Here is a 24,881-nt window from a genome sequence, read left to right on the forward strand (position 1 = left end):
GGTGGCCTCCTCATGACACGTATGCCAGCAAATTGACCTTCGCGGTCACGGGCCAAGTAGGGCCGCCGGAATTACGGCTATCCCATCGGGGCGGCGGTATGCCTCTCGTCCCGTGGTGACGACGGCGGCATCCAGTAGCTCGTCGTCAAGCTGATCGCGTAGCCACAAGAGATGTCGGACATCGTCTTCACTCACGGTTGCGGACAGTTTGACCTCGACGGCCACGACCCGAGAATCGTCGCGCAGAAGAATGAAGTCCACCTCGCGCTCGCCGGCTTTGGTCCGAAGGTGGCGCACCTTTGCTTCGGCCGCTTGCGCGTAAACCCGAAGGCTAAGGCCCACAAGCGACTCGAAGAGCGCTCCGAGGAGCGTTCCGTCGCGCGGCACGACTGGACCGCTGCTGCGGCCAGAAAGCAACGACTCCGGGCCCACTCCGAGTAGTCGCGCGGCCAAGGCTGGGTCGGCGAGCTGGTGCTTCGGCGCCTGCGCTAAGCGTCGAAGGTGATTTCTGCTCGGGGTCCAGGCGGGAACAGGATCAAGAATCCATAGGCGTTCCAGAACCTCACGGTAGGGCTCTGTCGTCGTCTTGGCTGGCTTGTCCCCCTGACCCCCTGTCGCCGCGTCCCGAATCGCTTCGTACGCGGCGGTGGTCGACGTCGCTGCTGCGTACGCCTCCATCCAGCGACGCAACGTGTCAGGCCTACGCACTGGCTGCCCCATTTCTGGGAAGTCATGGTCGACGATCCTTGCGAGATAGCCGTCGAGTTGCGCGCGTAGTGCACGATCGGGGAGTCCGCGCAGCGCGGGGAACCCGCCAGCCAAGATCTCAGTTACGTAGTCATCTAGGCCAATCTCGGTCGAGCCCTCGATGACTGGACGTGCTCCAGACATAAGGGCGGCGACGCTGACGCTGGGAGACATCCCGCGTTCCGAGAGGGTCAAGGGCCGCATGCGTAGTTGGACGATCCTGCCTGCGCCGGAGTGGGTCTGAGGTGTCCGCGGCGAGGCGGAACCAGTCAGCAGGAAGCGGGACGGAGAGGCGTCGGCGTCCACCGCTCTTCGAACCGCGTCCCACACGGGTGGGAGGCGCTGCCACTCGTCAATCAGGACGGGAGGTTCCGTCGCCAGAAGGCGGTCGATATCGGCGCGGGCGACCTCCAACTGTTGTTCGTCATCAAGAAGATGGACGCTGCCTGCGCGCTTCCGTGCCGTCTCCGTCTTGCCGACCCCCTTAGCCCCCTCGAGCGCAATCGCGGGAAGACCAGGCAGGAGGACGTCAAGCTCTGCGTCAATGACCCTTGGCCTGTATCCGCTCAGTGGTGGCGTTCCCCAAGTCATGGCCCAACACTCCCATCGGTCGAGCCTCAACGCTACTGTTTGTCGGCCTTGGACGCTACCAACGGGCGCTCATAGACGTTTAACAGAGCCACGAGCGACCTTTAGGATAGGCTCGTAGAGCTTCTGTGGCGGACTGCAATAGGAAGTACTTCGGGACCCCATGAACCTCTAGTACCCCCCGCAACCCCGCTCCGAGCGTCCAAGGAGAGTGACATGGACCAAGACGCGTTGGACGTCCTGCGCAGCGCGGTCGAGCGGTCGAAGCGGCACAGCACCGTTCAATTGCCAATCGACTTCGTGCGCGATCCCTCGGAAGGCGACACGCCGCTGCACCAGATTGGGTCAGATGGTCGCGGGCAGGGACTTCGTTTAAAGCTCTACCTATCAATGGTGATGTTGGCCACCAAAGAGCCGCGGCAGCTGCGCCCGTACCCCGCCTCTGCCTACGCCACGATGTTGTCGATTCCAGACCCTGCAGGACAGGGCGCGCGTCGCGTCAACCAGGCGCAAAGATGGCTGCGCGATGCAGGCTTCATCCAGCGTGTGGAGAACGGCACGCATCCACCTCACGTAACCATCTTGCCGCTACCAGAACTCGGCGACTGGGGTGGGCGCTGGATCACGTTGCCCTTGGACCTTTGGTCTAACGGTTGGATCCACGTCATGTCCGGAAGAGCGCTGAGCATCTACGTGGTTCTTCGAGAACTAACAGGCGGACGTCCCGACGGTTCTGCTGCGGATGGTCGTCGGAAGCGCCAGTACTGCTTGTCAGACGAGACGTGGGCTCGAGGAGCGAAGGACCTGCAAGAGATCGGGCTGCTTAGGGTCATGAGGATCGTGGATGCCACAGATCCTTTCGCGCGTCGTCAGCCGCGACTCAAGTATGAGCTGACCGACGACTTAATGGCTGACCTGCCCGGGCCTGCGCGCAGAAGAAGCTGAGAACAAGAGACTTGGTCCACCGTCTCAATACTTCGCAACGTCGTTGAGGACTGCACAGGCAAGCGAGGGCTCAGCCATGTGTGTATCCGCCCACTGATGACTGGAAGTTCTGCACGGAACCCGGCCCCTTTGTACGTTGTCGATCCAAAGGCACGGGCGACACACCCGCTGCATCCCGGTGTGCTCAGTCGCTGTCACGACTCTCTCGCCGTCGTCAGCGCTCGACGTTGCGGAGTACGAGGACGGTTCCGTCCTCGTGGACCTTGAGCCTGCGGACGTCGCCGCCAGCCTGCTTGAGGGCCTCGGCCCAGACCGGCGGGTCGGGTCGACGCGACACCACGGGGGTCGAGGCGGAGCGGCGGGGGCGTGGGGTCACGGCTCGAGGATCCCACGCGACTGCGGGCACCTTTGGCGCGGTTCGGTCACGCCGCATCATGACGGGGGCAGGAGGACTTTGCCCCGCTCGGACTTGGGAGGGACGAGGGCCGCCCGAGGCAGGGACTTTGCAGGTCAGGTGGGAGGGACGAAGGCTCGGTGCATGTCGTTGTGACGACCTGGGCGTCGTCAGCGGACGCGTCGGTTGAAGGCGAGGATCAGCGCTGACATCGCGGGCAGGAGTTCGGACACGTCGCGGTCGTAGATGCGGCCTTGGTCGAGTCGTTCGGCCAGTGTGGTGAGCAGGTCGGACCAGTGCCTAGCTGAAGTGGGGGAGACGACGACGGGGACGGTCTCGGTCTTGGTGATCTCGCGGATGACCTCGACGGGTCGGTCGACCACCTCGACGGCGACCAGGCCGGACTCGGCGGCACGGCGTTGTTCCCAGGCGCGGTGCCGGCACGCGGGGGAGCACCACTTCGGCATCCGGCCCACTCGCGCGACCGTGATGCTCGTGCCGCACCATCCGCAGGTGACGACGCCCCGATCTTTGGGGACCCGGTTGGCGATGCGCTCGAGCCGGGCGGCTTCGCGGCGCTCGTCTCGCAGCTTGATGAGGCGGGCTTGGCCTCTCTTCGCCTGTCGGCGTTCGAGGTCTTTGAGGTGCATCCTCGGCTGGATCCAGTGTCCGGTCATCGCTCGCCTCCCTAACGTTTCTCCTCTCCCAAAGCGCGCTCGCGATCGTTCAGGGCCAGGCCTTCTTGCGAGCCTCAAAACAGATGCGTCACAACGAAACATCCAACCCGAGATGCATGAGGTGTGAGGTCGTTCTGCTGTCGTGTCACGACGCTTCCGGTGTCGGGCGGTGGGGCGTCAACGGACGGGCAAGAACCGGCAAGGCGGCAACGCAGAGGTGCGCGGAGGTGGCGGGGCGGAGGGGCGTAGGGACCCGCTGCCATGTAACGGCCCGGGTCGTCCGCTATGTGATGACAGGGGAGGCGAGGGACTGATGAGGACTCGCAAGTGCCATCCGTGCGCTCCACTCCGCGGCGCTGTGACCCAGCTCTGCCCGGGAGCTCCATAGAGCTCGCCTCGTCCGACCCGACCGGTTTGACCTCTGGGTGGGTGGAGATGGGACTGCTGAAGGTTCGGTTGACACCTGATCTGTGGGGCCGGGAGGTCTCGCTGGAAGGATGTTGACATGCCTGCACCCCATCCGAAGGAGTTCCGTGACGACGTGGTCGCGGTCGCCCGCAAGGGCGAGGCTCCGATCGCGAAGCTGGCCGCGGACTTCGGGATCTCCGAGTCGTGCCTGCGCAACTGGCTGCGCCAGGCCGACGTCGAGGACGGCGTCCGTCCCGGCACCACGGCGGCTGAGAACGCCGAGTTGAAGGAGGCCCGGCGCAAGATCCGGCTCTTGGAGCAGGAGAACGAGGTCCTGCGCCGGGCCGCGGCGTACTTGTCGCAGGCGAATCTGAGGCTGGGTCAGTCCCCAAAATGACGCTTCTATGCCTGCTGTCAAGGGGTTTAGGGGGAGCAGGCGCGGTCTAGGTGAGGGCGGGCATTGTGCGCAGTTGGCGGAAGATGGACCGGGCGACGTAGCGCTTCAGGTTGCGTCGCGCTTCGCGTCGGGTCTTTCCGGCGGCGACTGAGCGGGCCAGGTAGGCCCGCGTGTCGCTGTCGCAGCTGAGGCGGGTCCTGACGATGACGTCCAGGGCTCGGTTGAGCTGTCTGTCACCCGATCGGTTGAGTCGGTGGCGTTCGGTGTTGCCGGAGGAGGCTGGCAGGGGCGCGACGCCGGCCAGCGCTGCGAAGGCGGCTTCGTCGCGAAGGCGTCCGTGGTGGGAGTAGGCGCACACCATGATCGCCGCGGTGACTGGTCCAACGCCGCGGATGCCTTGAAGGCCGGGGGTGAGTCGCTCGACGAGCGCGGCGAGGTGCTGGTGGTTCTCGCGCAGGATGGTGTCCTGTGCGAGGACCGCGGCGGCGAGCCGTTTGGCTTCGCTTCGGGCCGGTAGGAGAGGGTCGCCGGGCTGGGGTCGCCACGCGGCGATCTGCCGGATCTGTCCCTGACGCAGCGGGCCGCGCACGTCAAGGCCGAGGGGAACCGTGCGCAGCAAGGCCAGGAGGGCGTTACGGTTCGCGGTGCGCTGATGGTCAACAAGGCTTCGGGAGGCGAGTAGCACCCGGAGCATCGTCCTGTCGCCGGTGGCTCGCGGTTGGGGCACGCGGCGGGCGTCACGTCCGAGGGCTGCTCGAGCCGCGGCCTCGGCGTCCATCAGGTCGGATTTCCCGTGGTGGGCGTGGCTGCTCTTGGGCCCGGGGCGGATCTCCCCGATGGCGATCCCGACGTCGCTCAGGGCTGCGGTCAGCGACGCCCCGTAGCTGCTGGTTCCTTCTACGGCGGCGAAGACGAGCTCACCTTCGGTGCGGACCATCAACCAGGTCAAAGCGCGGCGGATGCCCGCCACGCTGGTCGGGAACGTCGCCGTGTCCACGATGGCGCCCCGCTCGGACTCAATGAGGCAGTAGGTGTGGCTGCGGGCGTGCGTGTCCACGCCCACGACGTACGGGTAGGTGTCCGCGATGAGCGGCATCTCAGGCTTCCATTCTCTTGATGGATGGGACAGGCCCAGCCCGGATGGGGGTCGCGCAAGACGCATCTGTAATGAGTCACGCCCGGCGTTGCCGCAAACGGCGACAGGGTGGACAGGCTTCTAATCAGGTCATTCGCGCGGCGGGGCTGGAGTCTCGCCCGGCGGCAGGACGGGTCATTTTCAAGACACCACGCTGATGGAGGGTCAGACATACGCCTGGGTCACTGCCGCCGGTCGAGGCCCAGCCTCGCAGCCAACCTCAGGCCGGCCGAGATCCATTACAGACCTACCCGCTGGTCCTGGACCTTGCCGCCGACGGCATCCCCGTTGCGGTGACCTGCGGGCTGCTGGGGTTCTCCCGGCAGGCGTTCTACTCCTGGAAGGCGGCCCCGGTCACTGAGCGGGACCTGATCGACGCGTACGCGACCAACGCTGCCCTCGAGGTGCACGCCGACGAGCCGGGGTTCGGGTACCGCTTCATCGCCGACGAGCTGGCCGAGGCCGGCCACGAGGTCTCCGAGCGGCGGGTGTGGAAGGTCTGCTCGCAGGCTGGGATCGTCTCGCTGCACGCCCGCAAGCGGGGCCGGTTCAAGAAGCCGGGACCGCCGGTACACGACGATCTGGTCGAGCGGGACTTCACCGCGACTGGCCCGAACCGGCTGTGGCTGACCGACATCACCGAGCACCCCACCGCCGAGGGAAAGCTGTACCTGTGCGCGGTCAAGGACGTCTGGTCCCGACGGATCGTCGGCTACTCCATCGACTCACGGATGACCCGCCACCTCGCGGTCGACGCCCTGGAGATGGCCATCGCACGCCGCGGACGCGACGCCGTGGCCGGGTGCGTGGTCCACGCCGACCGGGGCAGCCAGTTCCGCTCCCGGACCTACGTGAGCGCGCTCGGCAAGCACCACCTGAAGGGGTCGATGGGTCGGGTCGCCTCTTCCGCGGACAACGCCGCGATGGAGTCGTTCTTCGCCCTGCTCCAGAAGAACGTCCTCAACGCTCGGCGCTGGGACACCCGTGAGCAGCTGCGCCTGGCGATCGTCACCTGGACCGAGCGCACCTACCACCGCCGGCGACGGCAACGCGCCCTCGGCAAGCTCACCCCGATCGAGTTTGAGACCATCAACCGGGCCGCTCACGCGGCCTGAAACACCACACCGGAAGTGACAACCAGACCTTCAGCAGTCCCGATCGAGTGCGGTGTGAGTCAGGGGCGTTATCTGGCGGCGCACCCGCGGCCCGGGTGGCGCGCTCTCGCTCCTTCTTCGAGATTCACACTGTCGCGAGGGCCAAGGTCGCTGGGATAACCCGGTCCATCGTTCCCTTACGCTCTGTCGTATGACGTCCCGTAGCGCGCCTTTGGTGCGGCTACTGCGCGCGGTGGTGGCCACATTGGTCATCGTTGGTCTGGCGTCGGGGGCGCATGCATTGGGCGGTGGGAGTTCACCGGGGTTGATCCCCGTTGGGATCGTGGTGGCACTCATTGGGCCTCTCGTCGCGGCTCTGACCCGAGCGCGGACCACGGCGCCGCGAATGTTTGGGGCGGTCATTCTCGGCCAGGTCGCCACGCACCTCCTGCTTCAGGGGATGGACCCAGCTCGTGGAGGAAGCGGCGTTGCTGCCCACATGCACGAGCACGTGGCGGTCGCGCACTCTGCCCAAGCCGTGACGTTCGTCCTGCCTCTCAGCGGTCCCATGGTCGTTGCCCACATCGTCTCGTCGCTCGTGGCGGCTTTGGCCCTGACTCGCGGCGAAGACGCGATTCGTTGGGTGGCCGCGTATCTCGCGGTGCCTTTGCCTGCAGCGCGGCACACGCGCGGAGGTCGGGTGCGCACGGCTGCGTCGGATCGTGGGCTGGCGCGCACTGCGCCGATGATCGTCCCGTTGGGCGAGCGGGCTCCACCGGCGAGCTGCTGAGGCTGACCCCAGATGGAGGTCGGTCGTCCGCCCCTCATTTGCTGAGCCCAACAAGCCTCGGAGTTTCGCCATGACTGCTTCCTTCCGCCTATCCCCTTCCAGGTCACGTCGGCGCGGCGCTGCTGCGTTTGCTGGCGCTGCCGCCCTGATGACCTTGCTCGTCTCATCAGCCTGGGCCACACCCAACTCAGCTGTCGCGACGGTGGTGCCGACTCACGCGCGACTGGACGCCGTCGTCCCGAAGGACGGCTCGTCAGTCGATTCGCCGACAGAGGTGCGACTGACCTTCAACGAAAGAGTCAATGCGGACTTCGTGATGGTCACTGTCGTCGGACCCAGGGGGTCGATCGTCGGGGGTGACCCAGAAGTTCAAGGTCGCGTGGTTCGTCAGCCTCTGACGGAGGATCAGGCGCCGGGGCGCTACACAGTGACGTACCGGGTCGTCAGCACGGACGGTCATCCGATTTCGGGAACGAGCACCTTCGCGTCGCTCGCTACGGCATCGCCTGCGTCTTCGCCCAGCCCGACCGCGCCATCGACAGTCCCGCCGGTGTCACCGGTTCCCTCGAACTCGGTGCGCCACACCCCGGTCGAGACATCGCGATATGAGGGCGTCCCCGACATCGTGCTGCTGACACTGGCTGCCATTGCCGTCATCGCACTGGTGCTGGGAGGTGTCGCCGTCGCTCGGCGTCGAATCCACGAGTGATATCGGGGTCCTCCGAGCGACCGGCTTACGCAGATCCGTCGATCTGATCCCGCTCGCGGAGGCGGCGCAGGCGCTCGTTGTACGCGCGCAGCTCGGCGTCGCCGTCGCGGTCGGCCTGCCGGTCGAGGCGACGCGTCTCGGTGGCGTCGCGGCGCATCCACTGGACGGCGACGATGACGGCGAGGACGAGGGTCGGCGCCTCCCCGACACCCCACGCGATCTCGCCGGCGCGGTGCTGGTCGGCGAGCGGTAGCGGACCCCACGGCAGGTTGATCTGCGCGAAGAAGTCGGGCGCGAGCAGCTGCTCGGAGCCGGTAAGCGACACCCCGAAGAACGCGTGGAACGAGATCGTCACGAAGAGGATGACGAGCAGCATCAGGGGCGACCACTTCGGCACGCCGGGGTCGATCCCGATGAGCACCCAGGTGAACAGGTACCCCGTGAGGAGGAAGTGGGCGAGCATCAGCAGGTGGCCCGTGTGGGTCGTCAGCGAGAGCTCGAACAGGCCGGTCCAGTAGAAGATCGCGAGGCTGAAGAAGAACATCGAGGCGGCGACGACGGGGTTGGCGAAGACCTGCATCGCCCGCGAGTGCACGACCTGGAGGATGACCTCGCGTGGCCCCCACGTGCGGTCGGGCCGCGAGCGCAGGGTCCGCAGGGCGAGCGTCACCGGCGCCCCGGGGACGAGCAGCAGCGGCACGATCATCGCGACCGCCATGTGCATGACCATGTGCACGCTGAACAGCACGCGCCCCCAGATGCCCGGTGCCCCGGACGTCGCCCACACGAACAGCGCCCACCCGAGCACCCAGCAGATGGTGCGACCGACCGGCCAGTGGTCGCCGCGCCGCACCAGCCGCACGACGCCTGCGAGGTACAGCCCCACCGCCAGCACCGCGACCGCCAGCAGCAGCCAGTCGAAGCGCCACGCGGTGAACCAGTCGGCGCTCGCCATCGGTCCGGGGTCGGGGAAGCCGGTGAGCTCGAGGATGCGGCTCGGGGCCGGAGCGGCGTCCGGGGTGGGTGGCGGGATGCGGGACAACACCGACGCCAGACCGGTGGCGGCCCCCATCAGCCCCACCTCGACGAACGCGAGACGGAACAGGGCGCGGCCGTCGCTGGGGTCGACCCTCAGACGGGTCGCGATGGTGCGCCGGTTCAGCCAGCCCAGGACACCCAAGGCCACCAGGGCCGCCGTCTTGAGGGCGAGGACCACGCCGTACGAGGTGGCCACCGCCCCGAACGAGCCGAGCCGGATCCACGCCTGCTGCAAGCCGGTCACCGTGACCGCGACGAAGCACCACAGGGCCACCGTCGAGTAGCGCGCGACCGTGGCGCCGAGGTCGGAGCCGAGGGTGCGGCGCATCGTCACGAGCGCGGTGAGCCCGCCGACCCAGACGACGACGCCGAGCAGATGCGCCCCGAGCGAGTTCACGGCGTCCTCGTGGCTCGCCGACCCGGCCGCGTGCCCGGTGAGGGCGAGGATGACGACGGCGAACAGCGTGAGGACGGCCAGCCACGCCATCGGGGCCCGGCGCGAGGTGAACGCCGCGGCCACCGCGACGACGACCGCGACCACCGCCGAGATGAGGAGGACGCGGGTCGTCTCGAGCTCCCACGTGAACGAGATCAGCTGGCTCGGGAGGCTGGGGCTCGAGAGCGGGGTCCCCGCCAACGACGCGAAGGTGAGCACGACCTCGAGCAGGGCGGCGACGGCCCACAGCGCAGCAGCGCGCGCGGCGAAGCGCGTGGCCGTGGCCCGACGCTCGGTGGACGTGCGCTCGGGCACGAGGAACGCCGCGAGCCCGAGCAGCCCCACCGTGGCGCTCGACGCCAGCGTGGCCACCGTGGAGACGAGCGGGAGCCCCCAGCGGACCACAGGTCCGGGGTCGGCGAGGTCGAGCGGGTCGACCGCACCGGTGAGCAGCGCCGCCGCGACCGCGGCGACGAGACCCACCCCGACCGCGAGCCCGAGCGGGCGTATCAGGGTTTGCCGTGTCTCAGTACCCATGCGCGCAGCCTAGAGTCCTTGCCTGTTCATCTGAACATCCGTTCTGAAGTTGTACTCTTCGAGGACCCCGCCAGGACGCACGCTGTCGACGACGTTCCTTACGTGCCTATGGAGGCATCCGATGACCGACACCACGCTCGCCCAGCTCTCGAACCTGGCGATCTACTCGGCGATGGCCGTGCTCACCCTCGCCATGGTCATGAGCGCGATCTACCTCGCCCGCCTCGCCCCCACGCGGGCGAAGGCCGAGGTCGTCGAGCGTGAGCTCGTCACCTCCGACGGCGAGACGGCGCCCGCCGCCGAACCGACCACGTCCGAGGCCCCGGAGGCCGAGTCGACCCGCGCGCGCAAGGCCGGTGGCATCGCCTGGAGCCTGACCCTGCTGGGCACCCTGCTCACGGTCGCGGGCGTCGCGCTGCGCACCCTCGAGGTGCACCGCTGGCCGCTGGGCAACATGTACGAGTTCGCCGTCGTCGGCTGCATGCTCACGTTGCTCGCCTACGTCGGCTGGTCCACCCGGCGCGACCTGCGGTGGCTGGGCCTGTTCGTCACCGGACCGGTGCTCCTCACCCTCGGGCTCGCGATCACCGTCTGGTACACCGACGCCTCCGAGCTGATGCCGTCGCTGCGCTCGGTGTGGTTGGCGATCCACGTGTCCGTGGCGACGCTGTCGGTCGCGCTGTTCACCATCGGGTTCTCGCTCGGGATCATCTACCTCGTCCAGGCACGTCTCGAGGCGGCCGACGAGCGGCCCGTGTCGTTCATGGACCGGCTCCCGGATGCGCGGGCGCTCGAGCGGTTGACCTACGCCATCCACGTCGTCGCGTTCCCGCTGTGGACCTTCACCCTCATCGCCGGCGCCATCTGGGCCCGCCAGGCGTGGGGTGCCTACTGGCAGTGGGACCCCAAGGAGGTGTGGACCTTCGTCATCTGGACCGTCTACGCCGCCTACCTCCACGCCCGCGCCACCACCGGCATGCGCCGCCAGAGCGCGGCCTGGATCGCCCTCGCCGGGTTCGGCTGCATCATCATCAACTACACGGTGGTCAACATCTACATCGTCGGCATGCACTCCTACTCGGGGCTCTGACGACCCATCAGCGGTTCCCTCGTAGGGGGTGTCGCCGTGCCCACCGGGTCCGGGCGTATCCGAGCACGGGTGTGCCCAGGCCGGCGGCAGCGATGGCTCCCTCGATCGGCCCTCCGACCCGCATCGCGGGGGTCCTCGTCTGCGAGAGCGGGAGAGTCGCTGTCAGGCGTTCGGCCGTGAAGTGCCCACCCTTGGCGGCGAAGGACCCGTCCGGGCGGATCAGGCCACTCACCCCGACGGTGGAGACGTGGGCGACCGAACGTCCGAGCTCGACGGCTCGCAGCCGAGACATGGCCAGCTGTTGCACGCTCTCGTCGGTCCGACCGAAGGTCGCGTTGTTCGTGGGGACGAACAACAGCTGGGCTCCATCCGCCACCGCGGAGCGCAGGTGGTCGTCGAACGCCACCTCGAAGCAGATGCCGACACCGAGACGGATGGCCCCGGCGTCGACCGTGTGGGGCCCCCTTCCGGGCGCGAAGTCCTTCCTGACGAGGTCGACCGTTGCGGTGATGGACCTGACCAGTCCGCGAAACGGAACATACTCGGCGAACGGAACGGGGCGGTTCTTGACGTAGCGATCGGTGATGGCGCCGAGCGGCGACCAGACCAGGGTGGCGTTGGAGACCCGAGGCTCGGGCTCGGCCAGGACTGCACCGATGACGACCGGCACGCCCAGCGCTCGAGTGGCCCGGGTGATGTCCGAGGCCGCCTGAGCATCTCGGGTGGGGTCGATGTCACTGGAGTTCTCCGGCCACAGCACGACATCGGGTCGGCGCTCTCGCCCCTCCCGCACGTCTTCTGCCAACAGCAGGGTCTGGCTGACGTGGTTGCGCAGGACCGCACGGCGCTCGGCGTTGAAGTCGAGACCTGGTTGGGCCACGTTCCCCTGGATGGCTGCCACGTTGACCGATGTGTCAGCGGATTCTCGCGTTGTGGCGAGGAGGGGCACACCCGCGGCGAGGACGCCGGCCGCCATGGTCACCGAGGCCGCGAGTCGAGCCAGGCGTCGCCACGGTCGCTGCCCGCGACGGACGAGAAGGCCCCGCGTCCCGATGGCGAGCAGTGAGCCCGAGAAGGCCACGACGAGGGTCACCATGGGAGCGCCACCGAGCCACGCCCAACCCAGGGCCGGCCCGTCGACCTGCGAGAAGGCGACCCTCCCCCAAGGGAAGCCTCCGAACGGCGTTCGGGACCGCAGCCCTTCGGCGCCGACCCAGAGCAGGGGTGCGGTGAGGAGATGAGCGCTGGGCCCAAGCCATCGTCCGGCCAGCGAGGTGGCCGCTCCGAACACCGCAACGAAGGTGGCTTCCAGGGTGGCGAGGGCCAGCCATGGCAGCGCGCCGACGTAGATTCCCGACCAGGACACATGAGGGACGAAGAACCCCAAGCCGAACAGGAACCCGATCGCGCCCCCGAGCCGGACGCTGCTGGTCGTCAACAAGAGGAACAGGACGGCGAGCGCCAGGGGAGCGGCGAACCACAGCCCGCGACCGGGGAAGGCGGCATCAAGGGTCAGCCCTGCGAGCGGCGCCAGGCCGAGGCGAGCGCACACGGCTCTCACTTCACGTCGTCCGCTGTGCCGTCCGCGCCTGATGGTGGTTCCGGCGCCGCGTCTGCCCCCTGCTCGGCTTCCCAGCGAGCCAATGCGCGGCGTTCGCGCCGATCAGCCTCGAGCATCGAGCGGATGATGCGGTAGAAGACGAACCCGATGGCGACCGGCGGCGTCAGGGCCCTGACGTAGTCGACGAGAACGGTCATGTCCACAGATCGTTCGCGCGCGCCAACCGCAGGCTCGCCGGCGTTCCGACCTCTGGCCCGATCCGAATGTCGCCGCGCGACAGGGATGCTGGGTTCGCCATGGGGCGCCGCCCCACGCCAGCTGGTCGACGTCGCAGCTCGGCCGTCTTCTCAGGGTCGGCTGAACGCCGGCCTTCGCGGGTGCCTGCTGTCGGCGTCATCGGCGTCCCTCCTGCGTGGCTGCACCCGGGCCGTGGGGGATCGCTCGGCATCAGGGTGCGGGGTCGTGGGACACCGTAGCCGAGCCATCTGACTGTTCGGTCAGGTGTTCGCCTCTGGGGACTCTCGGACGAAAGGGACTGCCCGATGCTCCGCACGCCCCCGCGTCGCACGACAGGTGCGGACGTCCACCGACGTGGTGCGCTGGCCGGGGCTCTGGCCGTGGGGGCGCTCGCGCTGGCCGGGTGCGGCGATGACCCGGGATCGTTGGCGGCCCAGGCGAAGGCGGGGGACCAGAAGGGCTACATCTCCGGTGACGGCACCGTCGAGAAGATCGCGCCCGCCGACAGGAGCGAGCCCGTCTCCCTGCGGGGGGCGTTGCTCGACGGAGGGCAGTGGGCGAGCTCCAGCGCCATCGGCAGCATCGTGGTCATCAACGTCTGGGGCTCCTGGTGCGCCCCGTGCGTCGCCGAGGCCCCGCACCTGCAGGACGTGTGGGAGGACGTCGAAAAGCGTTCTCTGCCAGTGGTCTTCATGGGTATCGACTTCCGAGAGGACCCCGCACGCGGACTCGCGTTCATGACGAGGATGGGCCTGACCTACCCAAGCCTCAGTGACGAGTCAGGGACGTTGATCCTGGCACTGCAGGGAAAGGCGCCGACTGTGCCCACCACCCTGGTTCTCGACCGTCGAGGCCGGATTGCCTCTCGGGTCAATGGCCCCGTCGACGTGTCGACGCTCACGGCGCTCATCGACGACGCCGTCGCCGAGTGAACCCTCCCCAGGTGCCTGACTGATGGGCGAGCCCGCGAAGCGCTCCTCCGAGCCCGGTGACCTGCCCGCCACCCCGCGTCTCGCCGGGGTGAGCTGGGCCCGGTGGGCCTGGCGACAGCTCACCAGTATGCGTACCGCGCTCCTGCTCCTCCTCCTGCTGTCCGTGGCCGCAGTGCCGGGGTCGACATTCCCTCAGCGAAACATCGATGCCTCGCGCGCGGCACGGTGGATCGCGGACAACCCGAGGGCGGGCAAGGTCCTGGACTCGCTGGGTGTCTTCGACGTCTACTCCTCGCCGTGGTTCGCAGCCATCTATCTGCTGCTCTTCACCTCACTGGCCGGCTGTGTCGTCCCCCGAACGCGGCTGCTGGTCCGTCAGCTGCGGGCGAAGCCGCCGCGTGTTCCCCGCCGTCTGGACCGGCTCTCCACGCATACCCAGGTGGTCGTCGACGGCGACGTGGACGAGGCGTTGGGTCTGGCGCGCACGGTCCTGCGCGGCCGCCGGTACCGAGTGCACGCCCACGATGGCGTCTCGCTCTCGTCCGAGAAGGGCTACTTGCGAGAAGTAGGGAACCTCGCCTTCCACGTGGCCCTGGTCGGGGTCCTCGTCGGCATGGCTGCCGCTCAGCTCCTGGGATGGCGCGGTGACGTGATCCTGCCCGAGGGCAAGACATTTGCGAACACCTTGTCCCGGTATGACACCTTCAAACCCGGCGCCTGGATGGACGTCAACGCGCTGGAACCGTGGTCGCTGACCTTGGACCGGTTCACCGCCGAGTTCGAACGCGAGACCACTGGCCGTGGCCAGTTCGGGGCTCCGCGGGACTTCGAGGCTGCCACGACGTTCGTGGCACCTGACGGGACCAACGCGTCGCGCATGGTGAGGGTCAACGGTCCCCTCGAAACTGGGGGCGGAACGGTGTACCTCCTGGGCAACGGGTACGCGCCGGTCATCACGGTGCGCGACGCAGCGGGCGCCGTCCTGTACTCCGACGCCACTCCGTTTCTCGCGCAGGACAACAACTACACCTCGGTGGGCGCGGTCAAGGTGGCCGGCGCCTCCCCGAAACAGCTCGGTTTCGCGGGCTTCTTCCTGCCCACCGGACAGATCGACCCTGCCACCGGTCCGGTTTCGATCTTCCCCGACCTCTTGGACCCACAGCTGGCCCTGACCGCGTTCGAGGGTGATCTCTTCACTGGTGGGCGCCCCCAGTCCGTCTACACCCTCGACACGGCGACGATGAAGCCGGTGCCGGGAAAGGACGGCAGGGACCAGCTTCGAATCCTGCTGCGTCCGGGGGAGGTGTTCGAGCTACCCGATGGGCGAGGCTCCATCGCGTTCGACGGGGTGAAGCGCTTCGCGGGGTTCTCCATCAGGACCGATCCCGGCAAGATCGTGACCTTGGTGTCCGCGTTGGTGGCCCTCGGCGGGCTGGTGTTGTCGATGGTGGTCCCGCGGAGGCGCGTGTTCGTCCGCTGCTCACCCGGCCAGGCTCCCGACACCGTCAGGGTCGAGATCGGTGGGCTGGCCAAGGATGACGACACGGCCATGGTCGAGGAGCTGGCGGCAGTGACCGCGGGCCTCGGTGTGGGTCAGAGCCCTTCGGAACGGCTGGACAGGCCGCGCAGGTAGTCGTTGTAGGCGTCCAGGTCGGGGTTTCCGTCCCGGTCGATCTGGAGGTCCTTGGCGCGGGCGGCTTGCGAGTCGCTGCGGAACCAGCGGCGAAGCACGATGAGGAGGACGACGAGAGCGGGGAGCTCGCCGTAGGACCAGGCCAGGGCGCCGGCCACGGCCTGATCGCCCATCACGTCGATGCCCCACGAGAGCGGGGGGTGGGTGAACGCCGGCACCATCGGCGCGACCGCCATGATGACGATGACCCCGAAGAAGGCGTGCACGGCCATCTCGACGAACATCTCGCCGATCTGGAGTCCATGACCGTGCCGGCGAGGTAGAGGGTCGCTGGACAGCACGGGTGCGGTGAAGAGGACCCCTATGGCGAGGAACGCCACCTCCAGTGAGAGGTGCCCGGCCCACGAGGCGAGGAGCAGGTCGGCCGCCGGCCCGAAGTACAGCCCGTAGAACGCCAGCAAGAACAGCGGCACGGTGACGGCAGGGTGCAGCACGACCCGGCCCGCGGCGCTCCGAAGGCCCCAGAGCCCGGCTCTGAGGACGTGGCTGCCGATTCCTCGGTGTGGCACCGCCCGGAGGAACAGCGTCCCGGGACGGCCGAGGATCAGGAGCGGCGGGATCGCGATCATGAGCGTCAGCTGCTGGAACATGAACACGGAGAACATCTCGAACCCGTAGGCCTCGGCTCTGGTGCCCGTGATGAGCACCAGGAGGAGGCAGCCGCTCAAGAACAATAGGGTCTGCCACCACGGCCACCGCCGACCACCCCACCGAAGTCGAGCGACTCCGGCGACGTACGCCGCCGCCAGGACCAGTCCGAGGACCGGCAGGACGGGAACGGGCTGCAGGTCGGGCACCAAGAAGCTCGACCAGGTGGGGGGTTCGGTCGGCAGCCGAACCGGCCCGTCGAAGCCGGCAGGGGCCGCGTGAAGGCTCATCGACGCCGGATCACCAGTCGACGTTCTGGCAGTGCTTGTTTTCGCTGGTCTCGACCTGAAGCGTGGCGTGCGCGATCCCGAACCGCTCGCGAAGGGCGGCTGACGCATCAGTGAGCACGCGATCTGCGGAGTCCTCGCGAGCCACGAGGTGTGCGGTGGCAACGTCCATTCCGGAGGTGAGCGTCCACACGTGCAGGTCATGGACCTCCGTGACGCCGTCGACCGCCTCGAGGGCTTGCAGGACCTCCACGGGCTCCACGTCTGCCGGAGCGTGCTGACCCAGAACCGCAAGGACCTCTCGGCCGAGCCTGAGGGCCCGGATCAGGACGAACGCGCCGATCGCGAGAGCGATGACGGTGTCCCACACGGCAGAACCCGTGGTGGTGACCAGAATCGCGGCGAGGATGACGCCGACGGACCCGACCGTGTCCGCGACCACCTCCAGGTACGCGCCCTTGACGTTGAGGCTCTCGCCGGCGCCCCCACGCAGGAGGAGCAGGGCGATGACGTTGATCAGCAGGCCGATCCCGCCGACGACGAACATGGCGGTCGAGCCGACCTCCGGGGAGGACCCGATGCGCCCGATCGCCTCGATGACGATGTAGACCGAGACTCCCACCATGACGAGAACCGCGAACCCGGAGGCGAAGATCTCCGCTCGGTAGGAGCCGAAGGTCCGACGGCCGGTGGTGTCGGGTCGCGTCGCGATGCGCGTCGCCACCAGGGCGGCTCCCAGCGTCACCACGTCCGCGGCCATGTGCCCGGCGTCGGAGAGCAGGGCGAGTGACTGCGAGATGATTCCGGCCGCGAGCTCGACTCCGAAGAACGAGGCCACCAGGCCGAAGGCCACCGCGAGGCGCCACCGGTGACGGCCACCTGCCGTGGCGCCGGGCCCGTGCGAATGTCCGCCACTCATCGAACCGCCCCCTGGCGCTCCGACGACCCGACCGACGTCGTGTGGACGACATGCTCGCGAGTGACGTCGAGCAGCATCCGCACGTGTCCGTCGGACAGCCGGTAGAAGACGTTGCGCCCCTCACGCCGACCTGTCACGACCCCTGACGCCCGCAGCATGCGGAGCGCCTGGCTCACGGTCGACTCGGCGGTACCTGTCGACGCCGCGAGGTCGCAGACGCACAGCTCGCCCGCCTCGAGGAGGGCGTAGAGCAGTCGCGCGCGCGTCGGGTCGCCGAGGAGCTTGAAGACCTGGGTGACAACCGACAGCTCGTCCGGGTCCGGCGCGCTCGCGACGACCAAGGCCACCTTCTCCGGGTGTACGCAGTCGACGGTGCACCCGTCGAGACCGATGATCTCAGGCACAACATCCTCCATCTCTGAACGAACGATCAGACGTTAGCGTGGGCGCACCGCTCCTGGATGTCAATTCGCGCTGCGGCACGGTCTTGTCCTGCATCAGCAAGGGGCTGTCGTGGGACCAGCCAGGCGAGTGTCGTGCGAGCGGGCAGACGACCGCCCGACCGCCGCGCGCATCGAACGCCGTCACGCGTCTCCGTCAGGTGGCTGGCCCCGCGTGCTGGGTCGTCGGCGGGGCAGGTCGTGCTCCGCCCAGCCCCATCTTTTGATTACGAAACGGTCACGCTATGGTGTGGAGGCCCCGCCCTCCCTCGAAGGTCCTCTGCCCCGTGAGTTCGCGATACCGCGGGCGCCACTCTGCCGGACGTCACCGCGTCTCGCGTGGAGGTGCGCGCCAACGCCGCTCGATGTCCACGAGTTTTGTGCTGCCGACCGTCACCGCCGCCGCCCTGGTCGTCACGGCCACAGGTGCGACCGTCGCCGACTCGACCACCGCCATGCGACTGGACTTCACCGAAGGCGAGGCCCGGGCCGCAACGCTCGACGCCGTCGCTCAACGTGCGACGGTGGGGGACCTCGCCTCGAGGCGCCAGGCCGCGTCGGCCCAGCGCTCAGCCCTCCAAGGGCAGGCCGAAGCCAAGGAGCGCGCGTCCCGCGCGGCCGCACGAAAGGCCGCGGCCGAAGCGGCCGCAAAGGCCAAGGCCGAGCGGGAGGGCAAGCGCTGGGTGAAGGCGATCCGTACGGGTCGGCAAACGTCGAACTTCGGCCCTCGATGGGGCAAGACCCACGACGGCTTGGACATCGGCGCTCCGGCCGGGACGCCCCTGTACGCGATGTCACGAGGCACCGTGGTGCGCTCGTTCGTCGACTCCAGCTTCGGCAACAAGATCGAGATCCAGTACTGGGACGGCTCGGTCTCCTGGTACGCACACATGAGCGCTCGACTGGTCCAAGCCGGAGACACGGTCATGCCAGGTGACGTGGTCGGCAAGGTCGGCAACACCGGCTACTCGTTCGGCAACCACCTCCACGTCGAGATCCACCCTGCCCCGAGGGTCGACAACCCGCAGAACCCGATTCCCTGGCTGCGCAGTAGGGGCATCCAGATCGGTTGATGCTCCACCTCGCAGTTCACGCTCTCCTTCCGAGGTCCTCGTGGGCGCACCCGTCCTCGATCTCTGAACGAGCGATCAGATGTTACGGTTGGGCGTCCCTCCGCCGCACCGTCCGATTGGGAACTGAATGAACCGCCGAGCCATCGCGTCAGGCGTTGTCGTCGCCGTCGTCATCGCCGTGGTGGCCATCTTGACCGCCATCGCCCGCCCCAGCGCCCCCGAGGCGCGTCCTCAAGCCGAAGCCAGCTCACCGGCCGCGCCCGAGCTCGTGGTGCGCGAGGACAGCCACCGGCTCTCGAAGGCGCCGGCGGGAAGCCCCGTCTTCGTCGAGTTCTTGGACCTGGAATGCGAAGCGTGTCGTGCGGCCTACCCGCTGGTCGAGAAGCTCCGCAAGGACTACGAGGGCCGGGTCGAGTTCGTCATCCGATACTTCCCGATCGACAGCCACGCGAATGCGATGAATGCCGCCGTGGCTGTCGAGGCCGCAGCCCGGCAGGGCAAGTTGGAGGAGATGTACTCGCGCATGTACGAAACGCAGGCTGAGTGGGGCGAGCAGGAGTCCTCGCAGGCACCCCTGTTCCGGACCTTCGCCGAGGACCTCGGTCTCGATCTGAGTCGCTTCGACTCCGACGTCTCCTCCGCCGACGTCAAGGCGCGGGTCGAGAAGGACCGGCAGGACGGGCTGGCTCTGGGGGTCCAGGGCACGCCGACCTTCTTCCTTGACGGCCAGATGATCCAGCCCAACAGCGAAGAAGGCCTGCGCCAGCTGCTCGACGCGGCCATCGCGAGGTGACGACCGAGAGCGGCGGTTCGTTCACCGGCTCCTCCGTCCAGGACCGCACCCTCCTCCCCTCCCGGGCGGCCGCATTCGCCCTTCTGCTCAGCGGCCTGCTGGGCACTCTGGCGGCGGCCGTCCTCGTCGTGGAGAAGTTCTTGCTCCTGGCGAACCCGTTCTACGTGCCCAGCTGCACCGTCAACGCCACCGTCAACTGTGGTGCGGTGATGAGCAGCCCTCAGGCGGAGGTCTTCGGCTTTCCCAACCCTGTCATCGGCTTGGCGGCGTTTCCCGTGGTCGCCGCGGTGGGGGCCGCCGTTCTCGCGGGGGCCAGGATGAGGACCTGGTTTTGGGCCGCCCTCGCCGGGGGGTCGCTCCTGGGGTGGGCCTTCGTCCACTGGCTGATCTTTCAGAGCGTGTTCGTCATCGGCGCCCTCTGTCCCTACTGCATGCTCGTGTGGGCTTGCGTCCCTGTCGCGGCCATGGCCGCCATCTCCGTCCTGGCGCCGACCGGACGCCTCCTGCGCTCGATGGGGCGGAACGCCGTGCTCATCGGCATCGCGTGGACCGGCGGCGTCGTCATCCTCGTCACGGGGGCGCTGGCGAACATCTGGGGCGCCTGACCGCACGACGCCATGCGACCCGAAGGCGTGCCACGGGCCGGGCTGACGCAGGCACCTGAGGCTGCCCTGGCCATCCTGCCGCGCCAGGTTCCTGTCCAGCCGAGCTAGCGGACATGTCACTCTCCGCTGTATGGTCAGCGCATGCTGAACAGTTCACAGCGGGCCGATGTGTTCGGGCGACTGGGCCGGGCGCTGTCAGATCCGACGCGCATGCGCATTCTCATCGAGCTCCTCGAGGGCCCTACGTACCCCGCGGCTCTGGCTCGGTGCCTGGGTCTGACCAGGTCGAACGTGTCGAACCACCTGGCCTGTCTGCGCGGGTGCGGTTTGGTGGTCGCGGAGCCGCAGGGGCGGCAGGTGAGGTACGAGATCGCCGATCCCCACCTGACCCGGGCCATCGAGCAGCTCGTGCGGGTCGTCATCGCGGTTGACGAGGGTGCGCCCTGTGTCGACGACGGGTGTGACGCCGGACCGTGCTGCTCGCGCAGCGCAGCCATGACGGGCGCGGGCGCATGAGCAAGGAGTGCTGCGGCGGCGACGAGCCGATCCGGCTGGGCCGGCAGCCCCTGCCGGAGGCCCAGCCCCGCGTCGTCGGCGCGATTGCTGGCTCTTCCCCCGGGATCCCCACGCCGCCGGAGGTGGCGGACTTCGCGCCTTGGTGGCGTGACCGGGCGCTGCTCCTGCCCGTGGTTTCCGGTGTGTTCGTCGCGATCGGCTACGGCGTGCAGTGGTCGGAGGCATCGGAGCAGGTGGCCCTCGGCGCGTTCGTCATCGCCCTGGCGGCGGGCGCGTGGACGTTCGTTCCGGGCGCCCTTCGTCGGCTGCTCTCCGGACGTTTGGGCGTCGGGCTGCTGATGACCATCGCCGCCGTGGGAGCGGTCGCTCTCGGGCAGGTCGCCGAGGCGGCCGCACTCGCGTTCCTGTTCTCGATTGCGGAGGCCCTTGAGGACCGGGCGATGGACAAGGCCAAGCACGGCCTGACGGCCCTCCTGGCGTTGATCCCTCAGACAGTCCGAGTCGTGCGCGACGGCCTCGAGTCGTCAGTCCCGGCGTCGGAGGTCCGCTGCGGTGACGTGCTGGTTCTCGCTGCCGGGGATCGTCTGTCGACGGACGCCACCGTCGTCGACGGCCTGTCCAGCCTGGACACCTCCGCCGTGACCGGAGAGTCGATCCCGGTGGAGGTCGGGCCCGGGACCGAAGCGTTGGCGGGGTCGGTCAACGGCGGGGGCCGGCTGCGGCTGCGTGCGACCGCAGACGGCAACGACAACTCGCTGACCACCATCGTCCGCCTGGTGCAAGAGGCGCACGCCCGCAAGGGGGAGCGCGCGCGGCTTGCCGACCGCATCGCGCGTCCCCTCGTGCCACTCGTCCTCGCCAGTTCAGCGCTGGTCGCCCTGTACGGCGTTCTGGTCGGCGACACCTCGACCTGGTTCGAGCGGGCGTTGGTGGTCCTGGTCGCGGCGTCGCCGTGCGCGATGGCGATCGCCGTGCCGGTGACGGTGGTGTCCGCCATCGGTGCTGCGAGTCGCTACGGCATCGTCATCAAGTCCGGCGAGTCCTTCGAGCAGCTCGGCACCATTCGGACGGTTGCCTTCGACAAGACCGGCACCTTGACGCGCAACCAGCCCCAGGTGGTCGAGGTTCGGCCCCTTCCGCCGTACACCGAGGACGAGGTGGTCCAGCTCGCCGCCGCCCTGGAGGCCTCGAGCACGCACCCCCTCGCGCATGCTCTCGTCGAGGCCGCCCCATCGTTCCCGTCCGCCGAGGACGTGACCGAGCACCCCGGGAACGGGATCACCGGAAAGGTCGGTAGCCGCTCGGTCCGGGTCGGGAGCACCCGCTGGGTCGATCCGAGGTCCTTCGCTGCGGACGCTGACCGGATGGCCGGCGAAGGCATGAGCATCGTCGTCGTCGACGTCGACGGCGTGGTCGCCGGTGTCATCGGGATCCGCGACGAGCTGACGCCGGACGCACCCTTCGCTGTGGCCCAGCTCGCAGCAGCCGGTATCGACGCCGTGATGCTCACCGGGGACAACGCTCGCACTGCCCACGCACTGGCCGCGCGCGTCGGCATCGACGACGTCCGGGCAGAGCAGCTCCCAGCCGACAAGGCCTCCGCCATCGAGTCGCTCCGATCCAGGTCCCCGGTGGCGATGATCGGTGACGGCATCAATGACGCTCCGGCCCTGGCGGCTGCCACTGTCGGCATCGCCATGGGCGTGCGTGGCTCGGCGGCCGCCATCGAGTCGGCCGACGTCGCGTTCACCGGACAGGACCTGCGGCTCATCCCCCTGGCCCTCGAACACGCGCGTCGCGGCAGGGGCATCATGACCCAGAACATCGCCCTCGCCCTGGCGATCATCGTGGTCCTCATGCCTCTGGCCTTGCTCGGTGTCCTCAGCCTCGCCCAGGTCGTGCTCGTCCATGAGCTCGCGGAGGTCGTGGTCATCGGCAACGGCCTTCGCGCTGGTCGAACAATGCGGCACTCCGTGCTTCCGTCAGGTGACGCCGGGCCGCGCCGGGAGGGCCAGGCCGGTCGCGTGGCTTCCCCGCAGGTGTCCCGCTCTGGGAGGCTGTGACCGAATCTCCGTCTCCGGGCGCAACCCTCAAGGCCACCTCACCGGACTGCGCCGAGGCGGACTGGCCACGCCATGTCATGACGTTCGTATCGCACGCAGGTTCGCGCGGCACGGCCTACAGTGTGTTTACGCAGGTCAGACGCCTGCGAATCGGCGCTGGCCAGCCTTGTAAACAGGGGGTTGGGGGTTCGAGTCCCCCCGCCAGCTCCGTCCGCTGTTTCGGTGCGCCCCGTGGTGTCGTTGATGCCGTCACAGTCAGGGTGATGACCCCAGCTACGGCGCCCCGAGCCGCGACATTGTTTCGCCTGAGGCCTGACAGGTGCTCCGGCTGATCCTCGACGCTCTTGGTGAGATGCGTGTGGCTGGGCAGCCGCACGCCTTGGCGCTGGGGAGGACCAAACCCGGGTGGCGCCCGCCACGCTTGGGCAAACGACCAGTCCGAGGAAGTCGCGAGTGGGCAAGAGCGGCCCCCACGAGCATGTGGTGGTGGACGCGTCCCTTCCGCCACTGGGGTGCCCCACTCCGCCCACTGTGGGCGCCCCTATCCACCCACTACGGTGGAAGTCAACTTCAGGTTAGGCCCAAGCCCTTGCGGCGCCCGCAAGCCCAATGACTCTGAGCCGCTCCGTCAACCTGCATGGTGGTTCGATACGGCTATGGATCAGGATCATGACGCTTACTTCGACGCAGAACTGCGCGCCGCATCCAGATCGTTGACTTCCCATCTCTACCACTACACCAGTGCGGAGGCTGGGGTGTTTGGGATACTTAACTCCGGAACACTCCGCCTGTCACCATTCGAGTCAACCAATGATTTGTGGGAGTCCCGTCCGACGTACTTAACCCTAAGCGCGCATGAGGACGACGTTGAGATCCTTCGCCTAGGGGAGCAACGCGCTATTTGGGAGGAGATCGATCGACACATAAGGGTCAACGCGAAGGTCGCGTGCCTGACTCAAGATTGGGAACTACCCCAACACGTGATGGATCGCGACGCCCTCAGAGGCTGGGCGCACCTCTCACTTTGGGCGCACTATGGAGCTCATCACGCCGGCATATGTCTGCGCTTCGACAGAGAGAGGTTGGTCGAGGCGCTTGCGGCTCCGGCGACTGGTGATGCTCGCGTGTTCCACGGCCCCGTAACGTACCGATCGGTGTCAATGGGTACGGGGCCTCACGGAATTGATATAGGGCAAGTGCGGGAGTTCGGTGTTGATGCGGTAGCCATCGCTCACGCGGACACACACTCGTCATCCATTTTTTTTCGGAAGCATATTGACTGGGCGAATGAGTCGGAGTACCGACTCGTCAGGCTCGATCAGTCGCCTCTTCACTTTGACCTGGACATCAAGTCGGCTTTGACGGGGGTGGTTCTCGGGGACCGCTTCCCAAAGCACCGGCTCCCCGCCTTGATGGAGGTCTTGTCCGGGTACCCAAGAGTCGAGTTGTTTCGTGCAAGCTTCCACAACCGCCGATTGACCTGTTGGCCGTTCGACAGGTCACAAAACGAAGCGCCGGATGTGTCGCCACATTGGGCGGGGCGTCGGAGCGGAACGCTTGGGGAGCGCATCTCGGCCCTTCGCATGGCGGAGGTCCGCGCAGCAGATCTTCACGATGTGGCCGAGTCAGCGGCTAGCGAGCTCCGCGCTCGGATGCTTGAGGACGTGAGGCAGCTCTCAGAGCAACTCCGACCGTGGCCAGCGACCGACATGGAGACATGGGACGGGATCGATGCCGTACCACCCAGAGAGCGAGCCAGACGACCAGGCGTCCTCGGTGAGGAGGTCCACTATGAAACAGGTTCGCTGGTGGTGCTCACCGCAGTCCCCGACAGGCAACACGTATTCGTTGCGTCGGCAGCCCTGCAAGTTATTGGTGAGGACAGGTTCAGGCTGCACGCTGCAGTTCGAACTGAGATCATGACGGATGCTCCAAATCACCAGCGCGAGCATTGGCGTGTCGCCCGCGAAGGTGCGATTTCCTCTGGAGCGGCGATCTGGGACGAGGTGCACCAGCAGCTCCGCGCCGCGGCTCTCGGCCTGCAGGGCCAATTCGACCTCGAGCGCAGACTGGGGTCGGTGGAGCCAAAGCTGAGTGGAGACCAGGGTGAGGAAACGACAGGGGCTCGCTAGATTCACCTTCGATGACGCCGCCTCATGCCCATCTGCATCGAATCCCCGATCCCGATT

Annotated in this window: 22 protein-coding genes and 1 pseudogene; 13 read left to right on the top strand and 10 right to left on the bottom strand. The window is 67.9% G+C overall.

The features are described 5' to 3' along the window. Positions 1–45: 45 nt before the first annotated feature. Positions 46–1,338, bottom strand: a complete 1,293-nt coding sequence (locus LG324_RS05270) for an ATP-binding protein (protein WP_404352318.1) — start codon at positions 1,336–1,338, stop codon at positions 46–48. Between the two features lie 213 nt (positions 1,339–1,551). Here LG324_RS05270 and LG324_RS05275 point away from each other — a divergent pair, with 213 nt between their 5' ends. After that, positions 1,552–2,280, top strand: coding sequence for a hypothetical protein (locus LG324_RS05275; protein ID WP_404352319.1), 729 nt, complete (start codon positions 1,552–1,554; stop codon positions 2,278–2,280). A gap of 214 nt (positions 2,281–2,494) precedes the next feature. Here LG324_RS05275 and LG324_RS05280 read toward each other — a convergent pair whose 3' ends face one another. After that, positions 2,495–2,656, bottom strand: a complete 162-nt coding sequence (locus LG324_RS05280) for a hypothetical protein (protein ID WP_404352320.1) — start codon at positions 2,654–2,656, stop codon at positions 2,495–2,497. A 188-nt stretch (positions 2,657–2,844) separates the two neighbouring features. Beyond that, the gene (locus tag LG324_RS05285) at positions 2,845–3,351 is read right to left on the bottom strand and encodes a hypothetical protein (RefSeq protein ID WP_404352321.1); all 507 of its coding nucleotides are present in this window, start codon (positions 3,349–3,351) and stop codon (positions 2,845–2,847) included. A 505-nt stretch (positions 3,352–3,856) separates the two neighbouring features. On the opposite strand from LG324_RS05285, the gene LG324_RS05290 reads away from it, so the two are divergent. Then, positions 3,857–4,156, top strand: coding sequence for a transposase (locus LG324_RS05290; protein ID WP_404352323.1), 300 nt, complete (start codon positions 3,857–3,859; stop codon positions 4,154–4,156). Positions 4,157–4,202: 46 nt separating this feature from the next. Here the strand turns inward: LG324_RS05290 and LG324_RS05295 are convergent, their stop codons facing one another. After that, positions 4,203–5,252: an IS110 family transposase gene (locus tag LG324_RS05295; RefSeq protein WP_404352324.1), complete on the bottom strand. Its 1,050-nt coding sequence runs from the start codon at positions 5,250–5,252 to the stop codon at positions 4,203–4,205. A gap of 272 nt (positions 5,253–5,524) precedes the next feature. Here LG324_RS05295 and LG324_RS05300 point away from each other — a divergent pair. Together LG324_RS05300 and LG324_RS05305 are read left to right on the top strand one after the other, a co-directional pair. After that, positions 5,525–6,406, top strand: a pseudogene (locus tag LG324_RS05300) (IS3 family transposase); the annotation flags it as partial. 917 nt (positions 6,407–7,323) lie between these two features. Continuing rightward, entirely contained in the window at positions 7,324–7,884 is a 561-nt protein-coding gene (locus LG324_RS05305; protein ID WP_404352325.1) for a copper resistance CopC family protein, read from the top strand. Positions 7,885–7,909: 25 nt separating this feature from the next. Here LG324_RS05305 and LG324_RS05310 read toward each other — a convergent pair whose 3' ends face one another. Next, positions 7,910–9,895, bottom strand: coding sequence for a cytochrome c oxidase assembly protein (locus LG324_RS05310; RefSeq protein ID WP_404352326.1), 1,986 nt, complete (start codon positions 9,893–9,895; stop codon positions 7,910–7,912). A 121-nt stretch (positions 9,896–10,016) separates the two neighbouring features. On the opposite strand from LG324_RS05310, the gene ccsB reads away from it, so the two are divergent. After that, the gene (ccsB, locus tag LG324_RS05315; RefSeq protein WP_404352328.1) at positions 10,017–10,985 is read left to right on the top strand and encodes a c-type cytochrome biogenesis protein CcsB; all 969 of its coding nucleotides are present in this window, start codon (positions 10,017–10,019) and stop codon (positions 10,983–10,985) included. A 7-nt stretch (positions 10,986–10,992) separates the two neighbouring features. On the opposite strand, the gene lnt is transcribed toward ccsB, so the two are convergent. Together lnt and LG324_RS05325 are read right to left on the bottom strand one after the other, a co-directional pair. After that, the gene (gene lnt / locus LG324_RS05320) at positions 10,993–12,537 is read right to left on the bottom strand and encodes an apolipoprotein N-acyltransferase (protein WP_404352330.1); all 1,545 of its coding nucleotides are present in this window, start codon (positions 12,535–12,537) and stop codon (positions 10,993–10,995) included. Positions 12,538–12,542: 5 nt separating this feature from the next. Then, positions 12,543–12,743, bottom strand: a complete 201-nt coding sequence (locus LG324_RS05325) for a hypothetical protein (RefSeq protein ID WP_404352331.1) — start codon at positions 12,741–12,743, stop codon at positions 12,543–12,545. 345 nt (positions 12,744–13,088) lie between these two features. On the opposite strand from LG324_RS05325, the gene LG324_RS05330 reads away from it, so the two are divergent. Together LG324_RS05330 and LG324_RS05335 are read left to right on the top strand one after the other, a co-directional pair. After that, complete coding sequence (locus tag LG324_RS05330) at positions 13,089–13,715, top strand: TlpA family protein disulfide reductase (RefSeq protein WP_404352332.1); 627 nt, start codon at positions 13,089–13,091, stop codon at positions 13,713–13,715. Between the two features lie 22 nt (positions 13,716–13,737). After that, positions 13,738–15,348 carry a cytochrome c biogenesis protein ResB gene (locus LG324_RS05335; RefSeq protein ID WP_404352333.1) on the top strand — a complete coding sequence of 537 codons (1,611 nt, stop codon included), beginning with the start codon at positions 13,738–13,740 and terminating at the stop codon, positions 15,346–15,348. On the opposite strand, the gene LG324_RS05340 is transcribed toward LG324_RS05335, so the two are convergent. The 3 genes from LG324_RS05340 to LG324_RS05350 are packed head-to-tail and all read right to left on the bottom strand — an operon-like array spanning position 15,309 to position 17,597. After that, positions 15,309–16,286 (bottom strand): cytochrome c oxidase assembly protein, encoded by a 978-nt coding sequence (locus LG324_RS05340; RefSeq protein WP_404352335.1) that lies wholly within the window; start codon positions 16,284–16,286, stop codon positions 15,309–15,311. The genes LG324_RS05335 and LG324_RS05340 overlap by 40 nt on opposite strands. Positions 16,287–16,296: 10 nt before the next feature. Next, complete coding sequence (locus LG324_RS05345; protein WP_404352336.1) at positions 16,297–17,202, bottom strand: cation diffusion facilitator family transporter; 906 nt, start codon at positions 17,200–17,202, stop codon at positions 16,297–16,299. After that, positions 17,199–17,597 (bottom strand): ArsR/SmtB family transcription factor, encoded by a 399-nt coding sequence (locus LG324_RS05350; protein WP_404353126.1) that lies wholly within the window; start codon positions 17,595–17,597, stop codon positions 17,199–17,201. The genes LG324_RS05345 and LG324_RS05350 overlap by 4 nt, the downstream gene beginning before the upstream one ends. 425 nt (positions 17,598–18,022) lie before the next feature. On the opposite strand from LG324_RS05350, the gene LG324_RS05355 reads away from it, so the two are divergent. From LG324_RS05355 to LG324_RS05380, 6 genes are all read left to right on the top strand, one after another. After that, on the top strand, positions 18,023–18,715 hold the full coding sequence (locus tag LG324_RS05355; protein ID WP_404352337.1) for a M23 family metallopeptidase: 693 nt from the start codon (positions 18,023–18,025) through the stop codon (positions 18,713–18,715). Between the two features lie 127 nt (positions 18,716–18,842). Beyond that, positions 18,843–19,508, top strand: a complete 666-nt coding sequence (locus LG324_RS05360) for a DsbA family protein (RefSeq protein ID WP_404352338.1) — start codon at positions 18,843–18,845, stop codon at positions 19,506–19,508. Continuing rightward, entirely contained in the window at positions 19,505–20,113 is a 609-nt protein-coding gene (locus LG324_RS05365; RefSeq protein WP_404352340.1) for a vitamin K epoxide reductase family protein, read from the top strand. Before LG324_RS05360 ends, LG324_RS05365 begins: the two co-directional genes overlap by 4 nt. 141 nt (positions 20,114–20,254) lie before the next feature. After that, positions 20,255–20,629 (top strand): ArsR/SmtB family transcription factor, encoded by a 375-nt coding sequence (locus LG324_RS05370; protein WP_404352342.1) that lies wholly within the window; start codon positions 20,255–20,257, stop codon positions 20,627–20,629. After that, entirely contained in the window at positions 20,626–22,692 is a 2,067-nt protein-coding gene (locus LG324_RS05375) for a heavy metal translocating P-type ATPase (protein WP_404353127.1), read from the top strand. Before LG324_RS05370 ends, LG324_RS05375 begins: the two co-directional genes overlap by 4 nt. A gap of 983 nt (positions 22,693–23,675) precedes the next feature. Continuing rightward, complete coding sequence (locus LG324_RS05380; protein WP_404353128.1) at positions 23,676–24,824, top strand: DUF2971 domain-containing protein; 1,149 nt, start codon at positions 23,676–23,678, stop codon at positions 24,822–24,824. Positions 24,825–24,881: the final 57 nt, after the last annotated feature.

The sequence above is a fragment of the Phycicoccus jejuensis genome, from assembly GCF_044797865.1.
Lineage (GTDB): Bacteria > Actinomycetota > Actinomycetes > Actinomycetales > Dermatophilaceae > Phycicoccus > Phycicoccus jejuensis.